The following is a 16974-nucleotide window of genomic DNA, read 5'->3' as shown; positions in this document are numbered from 1 at the left end:
GTACGCAAGGAGGTCCGCAAGGGTTCAAATCCCTCCGCCACCGCCACGAGTCCCCCACCTGTTCACGCAGGTGGGGGACTTTTTGTGTCGTCAGTGTCCGAGTGAGCGTCGGCTTCGGGCACATCGGGCATACTGGCCTGCGCGTACCGGGCGTGGAGGGCTAGACATCACAGCTGATATGTAGAGAAGCCTGTCAAGAGGCCAGAGTGAGGCGCCTCCGGGGAGCGACCCTGGAGGCGCCTCTGCGCTTCGTCGACAAGTCCTTGTGGTGAGCGTGTCGACAAGCGACGCGCGGTCAGACGGGGGTCCCTCCCGCTTGCGGGGGCATATACGCGGGTTGACTACCGCAGGACGGTTTTTCGGCTGGATCGCATCCGCGTGTCTAGGGTCGAGCGTCGGCCCGAAACGGCCTGCTCATAGCTGTGTCGCGGGTCGATCCACGCGCTGTCACCACCGGACTCGTCGGCGAAGCAGATCAGGGATGGGTCCTCAGCAGTCCATCACCGCCAACGACCAGCACCAGCCCGCCAACTCGCGGGCGATCGCCACGTTCGCCACCGTCGGCCGCTTGCGGCGTTCGAGGAATCCCACCCACCTGCCGTGCAGGCGACGGTTGCCCTCATCACCGCGTGCGCGGGCAGCAGCCGGCGCCTGGTCCCACCGTTGCCGCATGACCGCCCCGACGTGATACCGCGGGCGGTGATGCCAGGCGGCTTCGACCAGCAGCCGGCGGGCGTGGGTGTTTCCGGTCTTGGTGATCGACCCCTGCACCCGCGACGCGCCTGACGAGTACTCGGAGGGCACCAACCCGAGGAACGATCCGATGGTGTTGCCGGTGAACCGATTCCAGTCACCGATTTCCACCGCCAAACCGAACCCCGTCAAGGTGGAAACCCCGCGCAGGCAACACATGCGGCGCACAACCGGGGTGAACTCGCTATCCGATGCCATGTCCTCGATCGCCGTGTCGAGGCGACCGCGGCGGGCCTGCATCGTGAGCACGTGGTCGTAGTCGGCGTCGAACGCCATCCGTGTGGCCGGTGCGGTCAGCTGTGGTGCCGCTTCGGTGCGCAGCCACCGGTCGTGCGCTCCGGTCCAGGCGGCGCCGCCGTAGTAGACGACGCCATGTCGGAGGAGCAGCTTGGAGAGGCGGTGGCGTGCGCGCATCAGGTCGCCGCGGCAGTCTTCGCGGGCCCGTACCAGATCCCGGGCCGCTTCCTGATCGACGGTCGGGATCGACACCGGGGTGATCTCGTCGAGTCGCAGCAACCTGGCCAGGTGCACAGCGTCACGGGCGTTGGTTCTGACCCGGTCTCCGGCCGGTTTCTGCAGTTTCGACGGGGCGGCTACCTCGCACCGCACCTGTGCGTCGGTCAACGCCCGGTACAGCCCGAACCCGGTCGGGCCGGCCTCGTACGCAACCGCTACCGGACCCGGCAGGTCCGCGATCCAGGATCGGATGTGTTCGTAGGACGGGGTCAGCCGGGTTTGCAACACCTCACCTGTGACGCTGTCGATGGCTGCTGCCGCGACCGAACGTGCGTGCACGTCCAGTCCAACGCTCGTACGCTCGGTAAACACCGGGGCCTCCCACAATTGTCGGATAGGCCGGACAGGCGGGTTCGTCTGCTCGGTAACCCACGAATCTTGTGCGTGAGGCCCCGGCCCGCCAGTGTGGTCGACAACCCCCTCCCGGGGTGTCCCTCGATCACCGCTGACTCGCCCGGGGCACGGGTGGCGATGTCAACGTGGAGCACGCGCAGCGCAGCGAGCATGAACGACGTTGACACCGCCCCGCACCGGGCGCACCTTTCCATGCGACCGAGGGACGCCCCGGCGCAACGGGAGCGCTCTCACAACAAGCCGTGTGTCACTCCATATCGTCTAGGTCATCATGGTCCATACCGGCAAGTAGCGCTGTCGCCTCACAGCGACGACGTGCCTTGCCCGCAGGCTGCGGCCCTTCGAGTGAATGATCGCCCGGTAGTGCGGGAGACCGGCGCGCTGCGGTATGGGTTCTCCCGCTTCTCCGGTGCGCGCTGCAACGCCCCCTCGAGCGGTCAAGGAGTGGTGTCCTGTTCGGCGACCGACGGTGGCGACGGCGGATTCGCACCAACGACGGTGGTGTATCCCCACACCGCAAACAGCACGGCCGCGACCGCGGTGATGATCAGTGCGCGTTTGGCGTCGGTGGACATCGGTGTGCGCGGCGGGGCCGGTTCCGATGGTGGGGCCGTCTCGACGTCGGTGACCCGAGGCCGGGGGATCGGGCGGACCAGCGCGGTCCAGGCGGTGCCGTCCCACCAGCGTTGCAGTCCGTCGTTGCCCGGGTCCCGGTGCCATCCCAGTGCGCGCTCTGTGGTGGTCATTTGTGGCCCGTCGTAGTCGTGGTGGACCGGTCACGGGCCGCAGCAGGCTTGGCGTCGGTCAGGTCCGCACCGCCGAAGTCGGCCGATTCCCACGTCGCGGTACGCAGGTCGGCCCGCATCAGTTTCGCGGCGCGCAGGTCCGCCCCGGTCAGGTCGGTGTGCTCGAGGGTGGCCGATATCAGCTGGGCTCCTCGTAGGACCGTGTCGGTGAAGTCGGCGCCGGTCAGGTCGGCACCGGTGAATGAGGCATACGGTGCGGTGGCCCTGGTCAGATTCGTGCCGGTCAGATCGGTGTCGGTGAACCGGGTGTTCGCCGCGACCGCCTCTGTCAGATCAGCCCCGGCCAGGTCCGACCCGGACAGATCGGCCTCGGTGAGCACACAACCGCGAGCGATGATCCCCGGCAGCGACCTGCCGCGCAGCACCATCGCGGCCAGGTCCGCACCGGACAGATCGACCCGGAACGGCCCGAGGTGTTTCCAGGTGGTCAGGTGCGTGGTCAGACCGGCGCACAGTTGTTTGCGTACGATTCGTTCGTCGTGTTCGACGCCCGCGCCGACGCTGGTGCCGGGAACGAACCGTTCCAGTCGGTGATTCGCCCGCAGGAATCCGCAGATCAGATCGAGGCACCGTTGGTGTTCGAGCAGCAGGCGTTGAGGATGGGTGGATCGGCGGGAGATCCGGCACCAGTCGTCGGCCACGGCCAGCAGTTCGTATACCGCAGCCAACCTCAGGGTCGGATTCTCCTGCGAGAGCATGCGTGCCGCGTCGAGCATGCGGGTACGTAGACCCTGCACGTGCGCCGGTTCGAGATCGAGTTGCCGGTGGGCGGTCAGCATCTGGCGTTGTTCGGCAAGTCCCCAGGAGAAGATTACTGCCGAGGCCGTCAGCGCCACCGCCAGCATCACCGTCGCTGCCGGTTGTGCGGTGGCCGTCCATCCGGATACGAGGTCGACCTGCCACCAGGCGGCGGCTACGGCCGAGACTCCGGCGAGGATCGCACAGCCGACGGCGATGACCGTGATGGCACCGAGGAGATAGCGACGTGTTCGTTTCACCTGAAACTCTTCCTGTTCGCCCCCCTGCGCGTGTTGATGTCCCCGAAATGTTGTTGCGGGTCACCGTGTCACGGCAGTGACCGCCACGGACCCCCGTCCCGCGTGCACCGCACTCACAGTGATCGGTTCATCGGCGTGACAGTGAGGTCCTCGACGACCGGATCGTCGGCGTCCACATCGAGGTGGCACAGAACCTGACCGGTCTCGTCGAGGAGGGCGTAGCGTCCCGGCAGCAGACCGGCGAAACGGAACTGTCCGTCGGAGGTGGCGGTGACCGTGCGGTCGATGCGGTCCTCACAGGCATCGACCCCGGTCAGGGAAAGGCGGGCACCGGGGTGGGTGCGGCCGGCGATCTGCCCGGTCGCCGCCGCCGACACTGTCTCCGGTGCCCCGGCGACAGCACCGTTGTCGGGGTCTTGATCATCCGCTGTCCGGATCGGCGCCCGACCGGGTGGGGCGCACCGGGTGACCGGCGCTGCGGGGTGGTCGGCCCGGTCGAGGAATGTCTCGCCCGAGTGCAGATTCGCGGTGAACACGGATCCGGCCGCGGAGAGGGCCGACACCTGGTCCGACACCGGAACCATGATCGTGTGCTGTGTTCCGGCGTCGAGTGCGCCGAGTTCGCAGACCATCACCGACCGGGTTAACGCCGCCGTGCCCGCCGGTGCCTGGTCTTCGACGTTGAGGACCTGGTCGATTACGTGAGACTCGGGTGCGCACCCGGCAGGGATCGGGCCCCAGGCCCGTGAGGGTGCGAGTGTGAGGGTGAGGGTGAAGCGGCCGGTGTGCGGCGGGCGCACCATGACCGCGTAGTCCGAGCTGTGAGGGTCGGTCTCGATCTGGAGTTCTCGTATCGAGGGTGGAGTCGTCGCGGTCGCCGTCACCGGGATCGTGATCACCGATGATCCTGCCAAAACCGCCGCACCTGCCCACACTCGAACACAGATTTTCACCTGAAGTGCCTTTCGTCTGACGCCCCCGCTGAGTCGGAACACTGGTGAATGTTCCGACCTGGACTCCCGACACAGGTTGAATCCTCGGGTACCTGCTGTCCGTTATCTCCTGTTCGGGTGACATCCGGGGTGACATCCGGAGGGGAGAACCGGCCGGGTCCGGCGGACGTCCGGCCCGACGCAGCGGCGGCACATGACACATCGGGCTGCGTTCCGCAGCATCGGGCAGGCACCGCCGACACCCACCCCCCACGCCATCGACGAGCGTCGACACCAAGGAGGGACTCGCCGATGGAACCTGCGTCGGGGCTCCTCGCCGGAACACCCGGAAGGTTCCGACCGCGAAGAGCGTCGACAGACAACACCGGGTGAGACCAGCAGCGATTCGAGTGCGGGTCGGTGCGGCGGCAATGGCCGGATAGGGCGGCGATCTGTGAACTCGACGCCGGAACACGGCACACGACCGCCGGGTCCGGTGGCGGATCCGCCCACGGCCGCCTCCGACGGACAGTTCTGTTTCGCCGGTCTGGTGCCGGGACGCTACGCCCTCCTCGACGAGACCGGTCAGGTTCTGTGCCACCTCGATGTGGACGCCGACGATCCGGTCGTCGAGGACCTCACTGTCACGCCGATGAACCGATCACTGCCGTGACACGGTGACCCGCGGCAACGCGTCCTCGCCGGAACCGTGGTCGTCGGACATCAGGACAGCAAGCCGAGTTCCTGGGCACGGGCGAGAGCGGTCACGGCATTGCCGGTCCCGAGCTTGACGTTGATTCTGCGTAGATGAGTTTTGACGGTGTTGTTCGAGACGTAGATCGTCTTCGCCAGGTCTTTCCGAGCGACACCATTGGCCAGCAGGAGAAGAATTTCACGTTCACGGGCTGTGAGTACCGTTTCCGGCACCGAGAGGGGAAACACTTCGGCCGCTAGGTTTTCGGGCACCGCGGCACCGCTCACGTGTGCGAGTTCGCGCCTGGTATCTGCCGGCACAGTCATCAGGACCCGACGATTGCCGAGAGCTTCGGCCAGAGTGGTGCCGCGGCTCCACGCACGTACTGCAGCGTCGCGATCGGTGAGAAGCCAGGCGCCGGCCTCGATCAGCAGCGCCTCGATATGGGCCCGTAGCCATCCGCTGTCGGGCCACGAGATTCTCTTGAGCACGGTCCGAGCGGCCTCGGGGTTTCCGGTCAGCAGTTCCATTCGCGCTGAGGCCACCACAACGAGCGGATGGCCGGTGGTGTCGGTTTCAGCGACGGCACGTGCGAGATTCCCGTGTCCGAGTGCGAGATGCAAGTCGATCTCCGCCGCGGTCAGCAGTACATGCGATAGGGATCCGTCCTGCAGGAGACGCCGGTGGCCGTCGACAATCCGGTGCAAGACCGTCAAACCCGCGTACGCGTCCCCAGCAGTCAGCGCGTACTGAGTGTGCGCGTAGGCAACAAGGCCCCAGAGTTCTTCGCCCGCGGCCGGAACTCCGAGCCGGTCCAGTTCGACGGCGGCACCCTCCGCGTCGAGACGATCCAGGTGGGCCAGTGCGGCACCGACCCGACCCGCGACCCGGATCATCTCGTCCCAGTAGCCGACGCTGATATCGACCCGCGAGCCGGCAGAAAGCCATTCGTCGGCCCTCGTGAGATCCCCCGACAACGCCCAGTTCGCCGCGAGGCTCCCGGCGGCGTTGAGCACCACATAATCCGAACCCGGGGTGAGCGCATCTCGGTACGCTTGTTCGAACTGCACAGTGGACTGGCCGAGGTCACCGGCCAGCTGCATGCCGATCGCCCATTGAAGCCGCAAAGTCGGCAGTTGTGCAGTCACCTCACCGGGCTGGTGCACCAGCATCGATTCCACCAGGGGCACCATCGCCAGTGCCCGATCGCCGGCCTCGCGCAGGTTCCCCGCCAACCTCAGCGCGATGGCCTGGACGGTGCCGATGTGCAGCGCCGCGGCCGCGTCCGGTTCTGTACCGAGGCAAGTCAATTCATTCGGGTCGGACGATATTTCGATGTCCAACAGCGGGTGGCCTGTCAAGGCGTTCACGAAAAGTGCCTTTCCGGCAGCCAACCCGGGGAATTCATCGGTCACCGAGTCCGGAACCGCTCGCAGCAGCCGCACCAGAACCTCGAAATCGCTGGCGACCAAACGGCTCCAGTTCTCGTCGAGGATGCGTGCTGCGACATCCCATCTCCGGGCTTCGGCGGCATATACGGCAGCCTCCGCGTGACGATCCGCATCCCGACGCTCACGGGCCAGCCTGGTCAACGTTTCATCCACCCATGCGGGCATGTGTGCACGCGTGATCCCGAGGACCACCTCCCGCACTGCCGGAGGCCACGACCAGCGGCGCTGCACACCGTCGAATGTCCCGAGTATCAGTCCAACCGTGCCGAGCTGGTCGAGAAACTCCGCGGACGCTTCGCCTCCCACGTATTCGGTAGCGTCTGCGTCGGTGAATGTCGTCATCACCGCTACTTTCAGAGCGATGGCGCGGGCGTCCTCACCGAGTCCGCTGAGCCGGTGGTGCGCGTAGTCCCCGACTACTTGCTCCAGCGCCGGTTCCGAGTGTCCGGTGGTGGTCGCCGCAGCCGAAGCGACTCGCAGCACGGCTACCGCAGAGGCGACAAGTGACGGCACGCCACCGAGTTCGCTGCACAGTTCCGGGCGTCGCTCAGCGGTGACGGCCAGGCCTCGGGATCGGCACAACTGCTCCATCTCTTCGGGAGAGAAACACAGATGATGTGCGCTCACCCAACTGTGGTCGAGACCACCGGCTGCAAGCTCGGGTGGCAGCTCGACAGCGCCGTGCACCGTCACGACGGCGATCGCAGCGGGGCAGTGCTCGAGCAGGATCAGCATCTTCTTCAGTGCCGCGGGGGCGTCGGCAGGCTCGCCCGGGTCTCCGGCTCCGGGGTGCCCATCCGGATCAGGACCGCCGACACCCCCGTGCGCATCGTGAACAGTGTCGCGTGGCGGATCGCGCCGAGCGGCGGGGACGTGGCCGCGCGGACCGCGAACGCCGCCATCACCTGCGCTTCGCTGGCTCGCTGCTCGTCGAGCGGCAGCAGCTGGCTCAGCGCGGCGAAAAGGGTCCGGGAGGGGTCGATATCGGGATCGGTGCTGCTCAGCCGCCCCAGGACCCGGTCGGCGAGTGCCCGGAAGGCGAACGCGAGCATCTCGTCCTTCGTCGGGAAATGGTGCTGCACCGCGCCGATCGACACCCCGGCCTCGCTCGCGACCTCGCGCACGCTCGCCGAGTCCAGGCCGCTGCGTGCTGCGACCTGGAGCAAGGCAGCGGCGAGCCGGTGGGGGTTCGTGGTGGCGTACGGGCGGGCGCGCATGGATGCACCGTACCTGCATCAATCGGACATACGACGGTATGGGTGCCGCCCGTCGGCGACCGTCTGCACGACGACGACCAGGCACGACGCCGGCAAGTGACGATCAGGCCTGCCGGCCCAGGAACGCGAGGACCCGGGTGGTGCGGTCGGCGCCCTCGGGTACCTCGAGGGCCGGGCCGCACACGCCCTCCATACGGATCGATTCACCCATCCCGGCCGCCGCGGACTCGACGAAATCGAGGTCGGCGGCGGCGATGGTTTCATCGAGTCCCGTCGCGCGCGCCAGATCCCATCCGTGCACCACCAGATCGAAGGTGTAGAACGTGTCGACCGTCGCCGCGAGGGATGTCCGCCCGAAATAGCCGTCGTATTCCAGGTTTCCGCGGGCCGGGTCGTCGAGGATCTCCTGTACCCCGTCGCGGGTCGCGGCCCACGCCCCGACCGGGTCGGCTTCCGGCGACGGCCCGGGCGGCAACTCGAGGCCGACCCTCGTGACGATCTCGCGTTGGGTGTCGACGACGTGCTGCACCAGGTCGCGGGCGGTCCAGCCGTCGCACGGCGACGGCGAACTCCACCGGTCGGTGGGGACCGCGTCGACGATGGCGGTGAACTTGGCGGCGAGATCGCGGTAGTGGTCGGCAGGGGACACGGCGTTCGTCATGGGGTCGATTGTTCGCCGCGGGCCACGTCCCCGGGGCGAAATCTCCGGATGGCAGTCCCCGATCCGCGCCGATCCGAACGTGCCGGTGGGAGGATGGACAGGCCTCCATCAGGGTTTCGTCGAGGTCGGTGGACGGTACGTCCGCCAGATTCCGGCCCCTGCCTCGCGGTCGCAGGTACGGGCACCGACAAGGAAGAAGGACCCGATCCCATGAGCAGATCCGCACGGAACAGATATGCGCGGGCCGCGGCGCCGGTGGCGGTCGCAGCCGTCCTGGTGCTGGCCGGCTGCAGCGACGACGGCGGCGACACCGACACCGACAGCGGAGCCTACGACCAGGCGACGCGTACCACCGAGAGTGCCCGCACGACGGAAAGCGCGCCCACCGCACCGGCAGAGACGGCGGGCGCGGCGCTTGCGGTCGCGGGCTCCGAACTGGGCGACATCGTCGTAGACGGCCGCGGGATGACCGTCTACATCTTCGACCGCGACACACCCGGCTCCGGGGCCAGCGCGTGCACCGGGGAGTGCCTCGTCGAGTGGCCGCCGGTCACCACCGACACGTCCACCCCGCAGGTCGCCGGCGTGGGCGGGGAGATCGGCACGATTCCGGGGCCGGACGGCACCCAGCAGATCACGGTGAACGGATGGCCGCTCTACTTCTATGTCGACGACAACGCCGCCGGCGAGGTCGACGGCCAGGGCGAGGGCGGCGTGTGGTGGGTTCTCGACGCTGCCGGTCAGAAGGTCACCACCGAGAACTGACCCGGAGTTCGACTCGGGTGGTCTGAACGGGACCGGTGGGGACGGCGGGTCCGGCACCAGGAGAGCGGGACGACGACCGGACCGAAGCGGCACCTGATCCGCGCTGCCGACGGACGCGACGTCATCGACGGCGCCACACGTCCCGCGGCGGACGGCATGCTCGCCTGCGGCAGCACCACCGGTCGCGGGCGCGTTTCCGGTAGACGCACGACGAGGACGGAGACACGCTCGTCGGCACGGTGACGGTGATGGCGTGCAGGCCGAGACTTGCGGCGAACCCGGCATAGTCGACATCCGGAAGTTTTTGGGAATCAACGAATGTCGGTTCCCGTCCATGGCCCGCTTCTCCCGGGTGACCTGGTTGAGGTCGTTGTCCCGTTCATGTGCATCGAGCCGTCCCCGGCGAAAACGATCACGGGCCGTTCGGGATGGCCGATTTCGGCGTCGATTCCGTATGGAACCCCGGGCCCCATCGTCGCGAGCGTGCCGCGGATCCTCCCGCGGAAGCGAAACTGCCGGGCGTACCAGTTGGCAGATGAGCCGGCCCTACCAGGGGCTCTGCGTCTCTTCGTGATTCGGCTCAAGTCAAGGTCGGCTCACCGAGAAGACCTCACTGACAGGTGTCCACCGCACTTCGCGCCAATCCGGTTCTCGATGCGCTCGAGATCCAACGGAATTCACTTCTGCCGAATGGGAAAGCCGCGTTGTGGCTCCTGTCACCCGGTGCTCTACTTCACGGAGTCCCACGCAGCGTGCGTCGGCCCCATCCGAAGGAGTCATCAGGTGCCCAGCTCAACGAAGACGGCGATTCTCGCAGGCGTGGCCGCGGTCGGTGCGCTCCTGTTCGTCTTCCCGTTCGCAACCGGTCTGATATCTAAAACGCAAGGGGTGGAATCCCTTACCGGGAACCTGCGGGCGGCTTTCGAGCCGCAGGCGCTCGAGCAGACACGCGCCGACATGAACACCATTCAGGCGATGGCGGACCAACTGCAGGCGCAAACCCTCCCCGCACTGCCGGCTGCTCTGGAGATGAGCCCGGAGCAGTTCCAGCAATTCATGGGCCAGAACTTCCCCGACGTTGCCACCGGCGTCGGCCAGCTCGACACGATCCTGCCGAGATTCCAGAACCTGGTGACCGGCCTCGACGCGCAGGCTCCGAACTTCCGTGCCGCAGACGAGATCCCCACGAATTTCCTGCCGAGCACCACGGTTCCGCTGTTGTTCCTGATTCCCGGAGCACTCCTGGTGGTGCTCGCTGCCGGGGCCTTGGTTTTCGGCCGTAACCTGTCGCGAACAACCCTGTCGCGAGCAACGTTGGTGGCGAGTGTCGTTACCGGCCTGGTCTTCGTCGGCGCGCCGTGGGTGTTGTCGGTCCCGGCCAAAGCCTCCGCCGTCGATGACCTGACCAGTGCATTCGACCAGGTTTTCACCGACGAAGGCGCCGCCTCGATACGTGCAGATTTCACCGTCATCGAGAAGATGGCAGACCAGTTGCAGACCCAGACGGTTCCGGCCTTGATGCAGGGCCTGAGGATGGACCCGACCCAGTTCCAGGCCTTCATGGTCGAGAACTTCCCCGCTGTAGCCGACGGTATGGCACAGCTCGACGACATCCTCCCACGGTTCGCCGGTCTCGTGACCGGCATCGACCAAAACGTCGGGAACTTCCAGCAGGCAGCGAGCATCCCCACCGCTGAACATGCGACCACGACACTGACCTGGTGGTTTGTACTGCCGGGCATTGCCTTGATCATCCTCGGCGGCGCCGGTCTCCTCACCGGGACGTCCGCACGAGACGAGCGCCTCGCATCGCACGCACGAACCTTGGAAACCGTCTGATCCACTCGTGAAACGGGTAGGACGGCGGACCGTCTGAAACGTCCCACCGGGGCAGAAGTGGAACCGAACAGAGACCGTCATCAGTCCGGCGTGACCACCTCCGGTAGGGAACGGTCGGTGAGTGTCCTTGGGTGGGCACGGAACTGACCTCACATACCGCAACAACCGAGCGGCGCAACCCCGCGCCGATAGAAAGAGCACCAAGTAAAGGAGATCAGGTCGATGACCGACGCCGTCAAGTTCTTCTCCCAGGAATGGTGTGACGCCGCACGCAAGGCTGTCAACGCCAACGCCGCGGTTCACCAGGGCTTCAAGGACGCTGCCAATTTCACCAACAAGATGGGATTTGCCGTCATCGAACGCGAAGATCTCGTCACTCACATCGAATGGGACCGGGGCAAGATCGTCTCATGGACGCCACGTACGTTCGTCGACGACGAGTTGTGGATCGTTCTCAACGGAAGCCTGGACAGCTGGAAGCTGGCAGCCGACGGCAAGGAGGAAGGCGGAAGACTCCTGATGGCGGGCGCCATCAAGCTCTCGAAGGGACCGATGTCCGCGGCAATTGAGAACGCCGGAGCCTTCAACAACTTCCTCCTCACCTGGGGTCAGGTTCCCACCGAGTGGGCTGTCTGACTCTGCACCGGTCGCGCGGGGCTTTCCGAGAGCTCTCGGAAGTCCCGCGCCTGGCTCTGCCTTCACCACATCGCCTGTCCCAGCGTTCCTCACGCCTGCTGGAATCTCACCGGACGGAACATGATTCTCATTGTGACGTGCCAAGGGTGGGACCCCCACAGCCGTGTCGACGCCCCGGACAACGCCGTTCACCCGAATATCCCCGACGGTGACCGCCCACTACAAACCACCAGTTCTGGCATGCGCTGAGAAACCCAGGAGAATCAATGACATCCGTCGTCAACGCGACCTACTCGGTCTCCCTCTACGACGGTCCGGACGCCAACGGCGTCGCCGGCATCGTCGGGATGCTGCTCGGGCAGAATCTCGCCAACTTCCCGTCACGAGCCGCTTTCGCACGAAGGATCACACGCCCGGTGTCGATCTACAGCACCGACACCGACACCGCGTGCACCATCATCTTCGGCAGCAACGAGGCCGTGGTCTACAACGACATCGTGGGCAAGCCTTCGGTGACGGTGATGGCGACCGTCGATCAAATTATCGACGTGTCGCAGTTGCCGATGAAGGCCGGCGGCCTGGTTCCGGTTGGCTTCTTCACCAGCCGCGGCATGTCCGTTCTCGGTGAAATCCTCAAGCGCAAGCTCGTCGTCAAGGGGTTACTGACCCACACCGTGACAGCGCTGCGTACGATTGCGTTGGTTTCGGTCGTCGATGCATGAACGAGTCGAAATTATCACCGGGACAGCCAATCCGAACCCTTGACTACATGCTCGTCGGCACCTCGCATTCTGCGATCTCGCAGATATCATGTGTATCAACGTGATTCGACGCGTCTGGCATTGCCACCAGCCTAAGGATACCGGCGGCGCGCATTCCCCCGACACTGCAAGGAAGGTCTCGATCTCGTGAGGAACTCGGCCGAACCTCTGCGTACCCATCCCCGTGACTGGGGTGTCCGTACGAAGGCCGCCGTCATCGTCGCAGTGCCGCTGCTCGTGCTGAGCGGATTCGGCGGAGTGCAGATCGCCGACGGGATGCAACGCGCCTCCCGCTCGGCGGCACTCGCCGAACAGATTTCGGCTCTGCCGGCGATCATGCGGTACGCAACCAGCGTCGCAGCGACTGTAGGGGCCAGGGCGTTCGGGATCTTCGTCGACGAGAACAATGCGGTCTTCGATGACTACACGGCACCCGTCGAAGCTCTTGCGAAACGTGAGGACCTCGACTCCGTTGTGTCCGAGGACATCACCCGAATCCTCGCCGACGGCCGAGAGTTGACCCGTGCCGCTACCGCGCCGGATACCGCCATTCCACTGCGGATCGAACAGATGCGAGCCTTCGGCTTGCAGGTGCAGCACACGGTACGCGCCCTGACCGATCAGATGGAAAATGTTACCGCGCTTGGCGAGTCACGACGTCTTCTGGATCTGTGGCACGCTGTCCTGATGTTGTTCGACCAGACCGCTGCGTACACCCAATCTATCGGAGACTCGGACGCGGCCCGCAACCTGCTCGAAACAGCATTCGCCTCCGAACGTGCCGCGCTCTCGGCACTCCGAGGCACCAAGGATGACCAGCAGGCGCTCGCGGAGCTGCGTGCAGAGGCTGAGCAGCGGCATTCGCTGCTGCTCAGCCCGACCTCCTTGCCGACACGTGCGCCCGACCTGACCGCTTCACTGCTCGCCGGCGTCGCAATCCGCAATGGACTGATCGACGTCGCGGTCGGTCGAATCGTTGCCGAGTTGGACGCAGAGCGGGACGCTGCGCGGGAGGCGGCGATTCGCACCGCGGTCCTCGTCGCGCTCGCAGTTGCCTGCACGGTTGCAATCACGTTTGCCCTGACGGGAGTGTTGGTCTCGTCTCTTCGGCGACTGCGCGACGACACCGCCCGGGTCGCCTACCGAGATCTGCCCACCGCGGTCGCTGCAATCCGCGGCGACACCGACCCCGCCACCGTCACGATCGACCCCATCGGAGTCGATACCGCAGAAGAGATCGGGCAAGTCGCTCGCGCCGTCGACGGGGTCAACACCCAGGCACTGTTGCTGGCAGCCGAGCAGGCCACGCTGCGTCGGCAAATCACTACCATGTTCGAAACCCTGGCCCGCCGCAACCGATCCCTGGTCGACCGCCAACTCGCGCTGATCGAATCTCTCGAGTACAAGGAGCGCGACCCGCAGCGACTGCAGAACCTATTCGAACTTGATCATCTGGCCGCACGCATGCGCCGCACGGGTGAGTCGTTGCTGGTTCTGGCCGGCACCCGCAGTCGCCGCACTGCCCGATCGGACACGCCCCTCGAGGATGTCATGCGAGCATCGGTCTCTCAGGTCGAGAACTACGAGAGGGTGCGCCTCGGCGCGGTACCGCCGGTAGCTCTGGTCGGTGGCGTCGTCGATGATCTGATCCACCTGCTCACCGAACTGCTCGACAACGCCCTCCGAGCCTCGGACCCAACGACCTCTGTAGCATTCATGACTTCACCCGCCGTCGAGAAGGGCCTACTTCTCGAAGTGGTCGACCAGGGAATCGGCGTTCCCTCGGCGGAACTCGCGCGGATCAATCACCGGCTCGCCGAAGGTGCGGAGACAGATGCACAGGCCACCCGACACATGGGTTTATATGTGGTGGGGCGGGTCGCACAGCGCCACGGACTACAGGTACGGCTCCGCCCGACCACCGAAGCCGGCGCGGCACGCGGGATCACTGCCAGTGTGTACCTTCCAGCTTCGCTGATTATCGGATCGGGAATCGAACCCGCATGGAGCATCGTCGAGCGTCCGCGCAGGCTCCCCGACGACGATCGGATCGCTGCAACCCGCGACGTACAATGACATCTTCTCGACAGAACGCTGACAGATTGAGCCTGTCCACGACGCCATTGTGGCCACCACCAACCCATGCACCACGCTGAACCGGCTTCGCACATGAGCCTACGTGCCGATCCTGGCAGCGTTGTCCCGCGCCGACGTCGCGCTCACCCACGAAGCGCTCGACGACCACCCCCTTTCCCGGTCCTGAAGTCGATGCCCGGTATCGGCATCGGGACCGCGGCTCGCATCCCCCTCGAAGTCGTCGAAGTCGGAGACAGCTCAGCATTCCAGTCTGCGGCGCACCTGGCCGCCTATGCCGGCATCGCCCCGGTCACCCATCGATCCGGCTTCTCGATCCGTGGCGAGCGGTGAACCGCCCTGGACGAGGTGGAGCCTGCTGATCTGGCAAGGAGAATGCTGGTTGAAAGCGGACATGCCAATCTCCCTGTAGACGGACACGTTCGTCCCTGCTGACGGACAGCTGATCTCCCTGTCGAGGGACATGGGGGCCGGCGGTGTGTCGGTCCTGAACCAGACGCCCCTCCGGGGTTTTGCTCGAGGTCTTCGACCACCACCGAGCGACTCCCACCGGAGGGACGCATGAAGAAGTCTGACAGGGACATCATGGAAATTCTCGAAGCCTACGACGCGACCGGCAGCGCGCATTCCGCCGCGCAGCTGGCCGGTGTCGATCCGAAAACCGTCCGGCGCTACGTCGCCGCCCGTGACGCGGGGCTGGCACTGGCCGGTCCCACCCGGCGACCACGCCTCATCGACGACTACCTGGCGAAGATCGAAGAGTGGATCGACCGCAGCAAAGGCAAGGTCCGTGCCGACATCGTCCACGAACGTCTGATCGAGCTCGGCTTCGACGGCACCGAACGCACCACCCGCCGGGCGGTGGCGGAGGCGAAGGCAGCGTGGCAGGCCGGGCATCGCCGCACCTACCGGCCCTGGATCACCGAACCCGGCTTGTGGATGCAATTCGATTGGGGCGCAGGACCGAAAGTACCCGGGCCCGACGGGTTGATGCGCTCGACCCTGCTGTTCTGCGCCTGGCTGGCCTGGTCACGCTACCGGGTGGTGATCCCGGTCTGGGGCCAAACGTTGCCGACCTTGATCGCCTGTCTCGACGCCACGATGCGCCGCTTCGGTGGGGTGCCGACCTACGCGCTGACCGACAATCCCCGCACCGTGAGCATCGATCACGTCGCCGGGATTCCGGTACGGCATCCGCAGATTGTCGAGGCCGCCCGGCACTACGGCATGACGGTGCACACCTGCGTCCCGTTCGATCCGGAATCGAAGGGCGGCAGCGAAGCCACGGTCAAGATCGCCAAGGCGGACCTGGTGCCCACCGAGGCGAACCTGCTGCCGGACTACGCCTCGTTCGCCGACCTCGAAACCGCCTGCGACCTGTTCTGCGCCACGGTCAACGGTCGGCGGCATCGGGAAAGCGCCCGCATCCCCACCGAGGCGTTGGCCGAGGAACGCGCCCGCCTGCACACCCTGCCGTCGGCCCCGCACACGCTGGCGTTGGGCACCACCCGCAGTGTCGGCACCGACCAGACGATCCGGTTCGGGTCGGTGCGCTATTCGACCCCGCCCGGACTGGTCGGCGCCGAAGTCTGGGTGCGGGTCGCCGGCACCGAGTTGGTCATCGTCGCCGACCTCGACGCCCTGCCCCGGACCCCGGCCTGGGCCCAGAACAGGAAGGGATTGAGTGAGGTTGCCCGGCACCGACTCTCGACGCCCGGGAATCCGAGCATCGACCCGGCGCACTACCCCGACCACCCGCAGGAACCGGGCGGTGCCCCGAAGCCTCCGATCCCGAGGGCCCGTTCGGCGGCCGAGGCCCGGTTCCTCGAACTCGGTTCCGGCGCGCACACCTGGCTGATCGCCGCCTCGGCTGCCGGCACGGTCCGGATCCGCGCGAAGATGACCGCCGCGGTCGAACTGGCCGCGTTCGTCGGCGCCGACACCGTCGATGCGGCGTTGGCGGTCGCCGCCGAGGCCGGCCGGTTCGCCGAGTCGGACCTGCCGGCGATCGTCGCCCACCATGCCGACACCCCTTCCAGTGGGAATGTCGTTGCCGACGAGGCCCATTCGGCCCAGCCCGGCACTGGTGCCTGGGCCGGATTCGGCACCACGGCGGCGGGAGCAGGCTCGTGAACCCGACTCCGCCGCCGCTGCCCGAGGACCTGCTGGCGGTGCTCAAACGGATGCGTCTGCCCTATCTGCGCGCTGCCGCACCGGAGGTGCTGGCCACCGCGAAGGCGCAGCGGTGGGATCCGGCCGAGGTCCTCAAGGTTCTGCTCGACGAGGAGATCCGGGGCCGGGACGAGGCCACCAGGGCGATGCGCCGCAAGAGCGCCGGCCTTCCCGCAGGAAAGACGTTTTCCTCCTGGCGCGAGTCGGATTCGTCGATCCCGCTACCCACCCAGCACGCGCTGGCGACGTTGGAGTGGGTGCATCGCGCCGAGAATCTGGCGGTCAGCGGGCCGTCGGTTATCGCCGGTTTGGTCCCGAAACTCAG

General features: G+C 66.4%; 13 protein-coding genes and 4 pseudogenes. 9 read left to right on the top strand and 8 right to left on the bottom strand.

Annotation, left to right across the window (positions count from 1 at the left end):
- Positions 1 to 489: 489 nt before the first annotated feature.
- From G4D79_RS30860 to G4D79_RS30845, 4 genes are all read right to left on the bottom strand, one after another.
- Positions 490 to 1581 (bottom strand): IS110 family transposase, encoded by a 1092-nt coding sequence (locus G4D79_RS30860; RefSeq protein ID WP_118605585.1) that lies wholly within the window; start codon positions 1579 to 1581, stop codon positions 490 to 492.
- A 479-nt stretch (positions 1582 to 2060) separates the two neighbouring features.
- Positions 2061 to 2369, bottom strand: coding sequence for a DUF2510 domain-containing protein (locus tag G4D79_RS30855; protein WP_072816302.1), 309 nt, complete (start codon positions 2367 to 2369; stop codon positions 2061 to 2063).
- The gene (locus G4D79_RS35340; RefSeq protein WP_118605588.1) at positions 2366 to 3427 is read right to left on the bottom strand and encodes a pentapeptide repeat-containing protein; all 1062 of its coding nucleotides are present in this window, start codon (positions 3425 to 3427) and stop codon (positions 2366 to 2368) included. Before G4D79_RS35340 ends, G4D79_RS30855 begins: the two co-directional genes overlap by 4 nt.
- Positions 3428 to 3540: 113 nt before the next feature.
- Positions 3541 to 4326 (bottom strand): carboxypeptidase-like regulatory domain-containing protein, encoded by a 786-nt coding sequence (locus tag G4D79_RS30845; protein WP_147343815.1) that lies wholly within the window; start codon positions 4324 to 4326, stop codon positions 3541 to 3543.
- Between the two features lie 247 nt (positions 4327 to 4573).
- Here G4D79_RS30845 and G4D79_RS30840 point away from each other — a divergent pair, with 247 nt between their 5' ends.
- Positions 4574 to 5032, top strand: a complete 459-nt coding sequence (locus G4D79_RS30840; RefSeq protein WP_147343816.1) for a hypothetical protein — start codon at positions 4574 to 4576, stop codon at positions 5030 to 5032.
- Between the two features lie 50 nt (positions 5033 to 5082).
- Here G4D79_RS30840 and G4D79_RS30835 read toward each other — a convergent pair whose 3' ends face one another.
- From G4D79_RS30835 to G4D79_RS30825, 3 genes and pseudogenes are all read right to left on the bottom strand, one after another.
- On the bottom strand, positions 5083 to 7239 hold the full coding sequence (locus tag G4D79_RS30835; RefSeq protein WP_118605594.1) for a LuxR C-terminal-related transcriptional regulator: 2157 nt from the start codon (positions 7237 to 7239) through the stop codon (positions 5083 to 5085).
- 26 nt (positions 7240 to 7265) lie between these two features.
- Positions 7266 to 7721, bottom strand: a pseudogene (locus G4D79_RS30830) (TetR/AcrR family transcriptional regulator); the annotation flags it as partial.
- Between the two features lie 103 nt (positions 7722 to 7824).
- Positions 7825 to 8382, bottom strand: a complete 558-nt coding sequence (locus tag G4D79_RS30825) for a TIGR03086 family metal-binding protein (RefSeq protein WP_118605600.1) — start codon at positions 8380 to 8382, stop codon at positions 7825 to 7827.
- 210 nt (positions 8383 to 8592) lie between these two features.
- Here G4D79_RS30825 and G4D79_RS30820 point away from each other — a divergent pair, with 210 nt between their 5' ends.
- Positions 8593 to 9147, top strand: coding sequence for a hypothetical protein (locus G4D79_RS30820; RefSeq protein WP_118605603.1), 555 nt, complete (start codon positions 8593 to 8595; stop codon positions 9145 to 9147).
- A gap of 220 nt (positions 9148 to 9367) precedes the next feature.
- On the opposite strand, the pseudogene G4D79_RS30815 reads toward G4D79_RS30820, so the two are convergent.
- Positions 9368 to 9692, bottom strand: a pseudogene (locus G4D79_RS30815) (thiamine pyrophosphate-dependent enzyme); the annotation flags it as partial.
- A 238-nt stretch (positions 9693 to 9930) separates the two neighbouring features.
- Here G4D79_RS30815 and G4D79_RS34815 point away from each other — a divergent pair.
- The 7 genes and pseudogenes from G4D79_RS34815 to G4D79_RS34805 form a co-directional block, all read left to right on the top strand.
- Entirely contained in the window at positions 9931 to 10986 is a 1056-nt protein-coding gene (locus G4D79_RS34815) for a hypothetical protein (protein ID WP_238704780.1), read from the top strand.
- Between the two features lie 222 nt (positions 10987 to 11208).
- Positions 11209 to 11622: a hypothetical protein gene (locus G4D79_RS30805; protein WP_118605606.1), complete on the top strand. Its 414-nt coding sequence runs from the start codon at positions 11209 to 11211 to the stop codon at positions 11620 to 11622.
- 266 nt (positions 11623 to 11888) lie between these two features.
- Complete coding sequence (locus G4D79_RS30800) at positions 11889 to 12344, top strand: hypothetical protein (RefSeq protein WP_118605609.1); 456 nt, start codon at positions 11889 to 11891, stop codon at positions 12342 to 12344.
- Between the two features lie 186 nt (positions 12345 to 12530).
- On the top strand, positions 12531 to 14459 hold the full coding sequence (locus tag G4D79_RS35335) for an ATP-binding protein (protein ID WP_118605612.1): 1929 nt from the start codon (positions 12531 to 12533) through the stop codon (positions 14457 to 14459).
- A 154-nt stretch (positions 14460 to 14613) separates the two neighbouring features.
- Positions 14614 to 14804: pseudogene (locus G4D79_RS30790) on the top strand (transposase); the annotation flags it as partial.
- A gap of 234 nt (positions 14805 to 15038) precedes the next feature.
- Complete coding sequence (istA, locus tag G4D79_RS30785; RefSeq protein WP_374223456.1) at positions 15039 to 16610, top strand: IS21 family transposase; 1572 nt, start codon at positions 15039 to 15041, stop codon at positions 16608 to 16610.
- Positions 16607 to 16945 (top strand): annotated as a pseudogene (locus tag G4D79_RS34805) (ATP-binding protein); the annotation flags it as partial. The gene istA and the pseudogene G4D79_RS34805, both read left to right, overlap by 4 nt.
- Between the last annotated feature and the right edge of the window lie 29 nt (positions 16946 to 16974).

Source organism: Rhodococcus sp. WY5 (genome assembly GCF_018588185.1).
GTDB lineage: Bacteria > Actinomycetota > Actinomycetes > Mycobacteriales > Mycobacteriaceae > Rhodococcus_F > Rhodococcus_F qingshengii.
The sequence above is the reverse complement of the archived record's forward strand: the minus strand, read 5'-3'. Positions and strand labels throughout refer to the sequence as shown.

Bases quoted from the DNA above. Each gene is read 5' to 3' on its own strand.
- G4D79_RS30855 (WP_072816302.1), bottom strand. From the start codon at position 2,369: ATGACCACCACAGAGCGCGCACTGGGATGGCACCGGGACCCGGGCAAC.
- G4D79_RS30840 (WP_147343816.1), top strand. From the start codon at position 4,574: ATGACACATCGGGCTGCGTTCCGCAGCATCGGGCAGGCACCGCCGACA.
- G4D79_RS30835 (WP_118605594.1), bottom strand. From the start codon at position 7,239: ATGCTGATCCTGCTCGAGCACTGCCCCGCTGCGATCGCCGTCGTGACG.
- G4D79_RS30825 (WP_118605600.1), bottom strand. From the start codon at position 8,382: ATGACGAACGCCGTGTCCCCTGCCGACCACTACCGCGATCTCGCCGCC.
- G4D79_RS30820 (WP_118605603.1), top strand. From the start codon at position 8,593: ATGAGCAGATCCGCACGGAACAGATATGCGCGGGCCGCGGCGCCGGTG.
- G4D79_RS30805 (WP_118605606.1), top strand. From the start codon at position 11,209: ATGACCGACGCCGTCAAGTTCTTCTCCCAGGAATGGTGTGACGCCGCA.
- G4D79_RS30800 (WP_118605609.1), top strand. From the start codon at position 11,889: ATGACATCCGTCGTCAACGCGACCTACTCGGTCTCCCTCTACGACGGT.
- istA (WP_374223456.1), top strand. From the start codon at position 15,039: ATGAAGAAGTCTGACAGGGACATCATGGAAATTCTCGAAGCCTACGAC.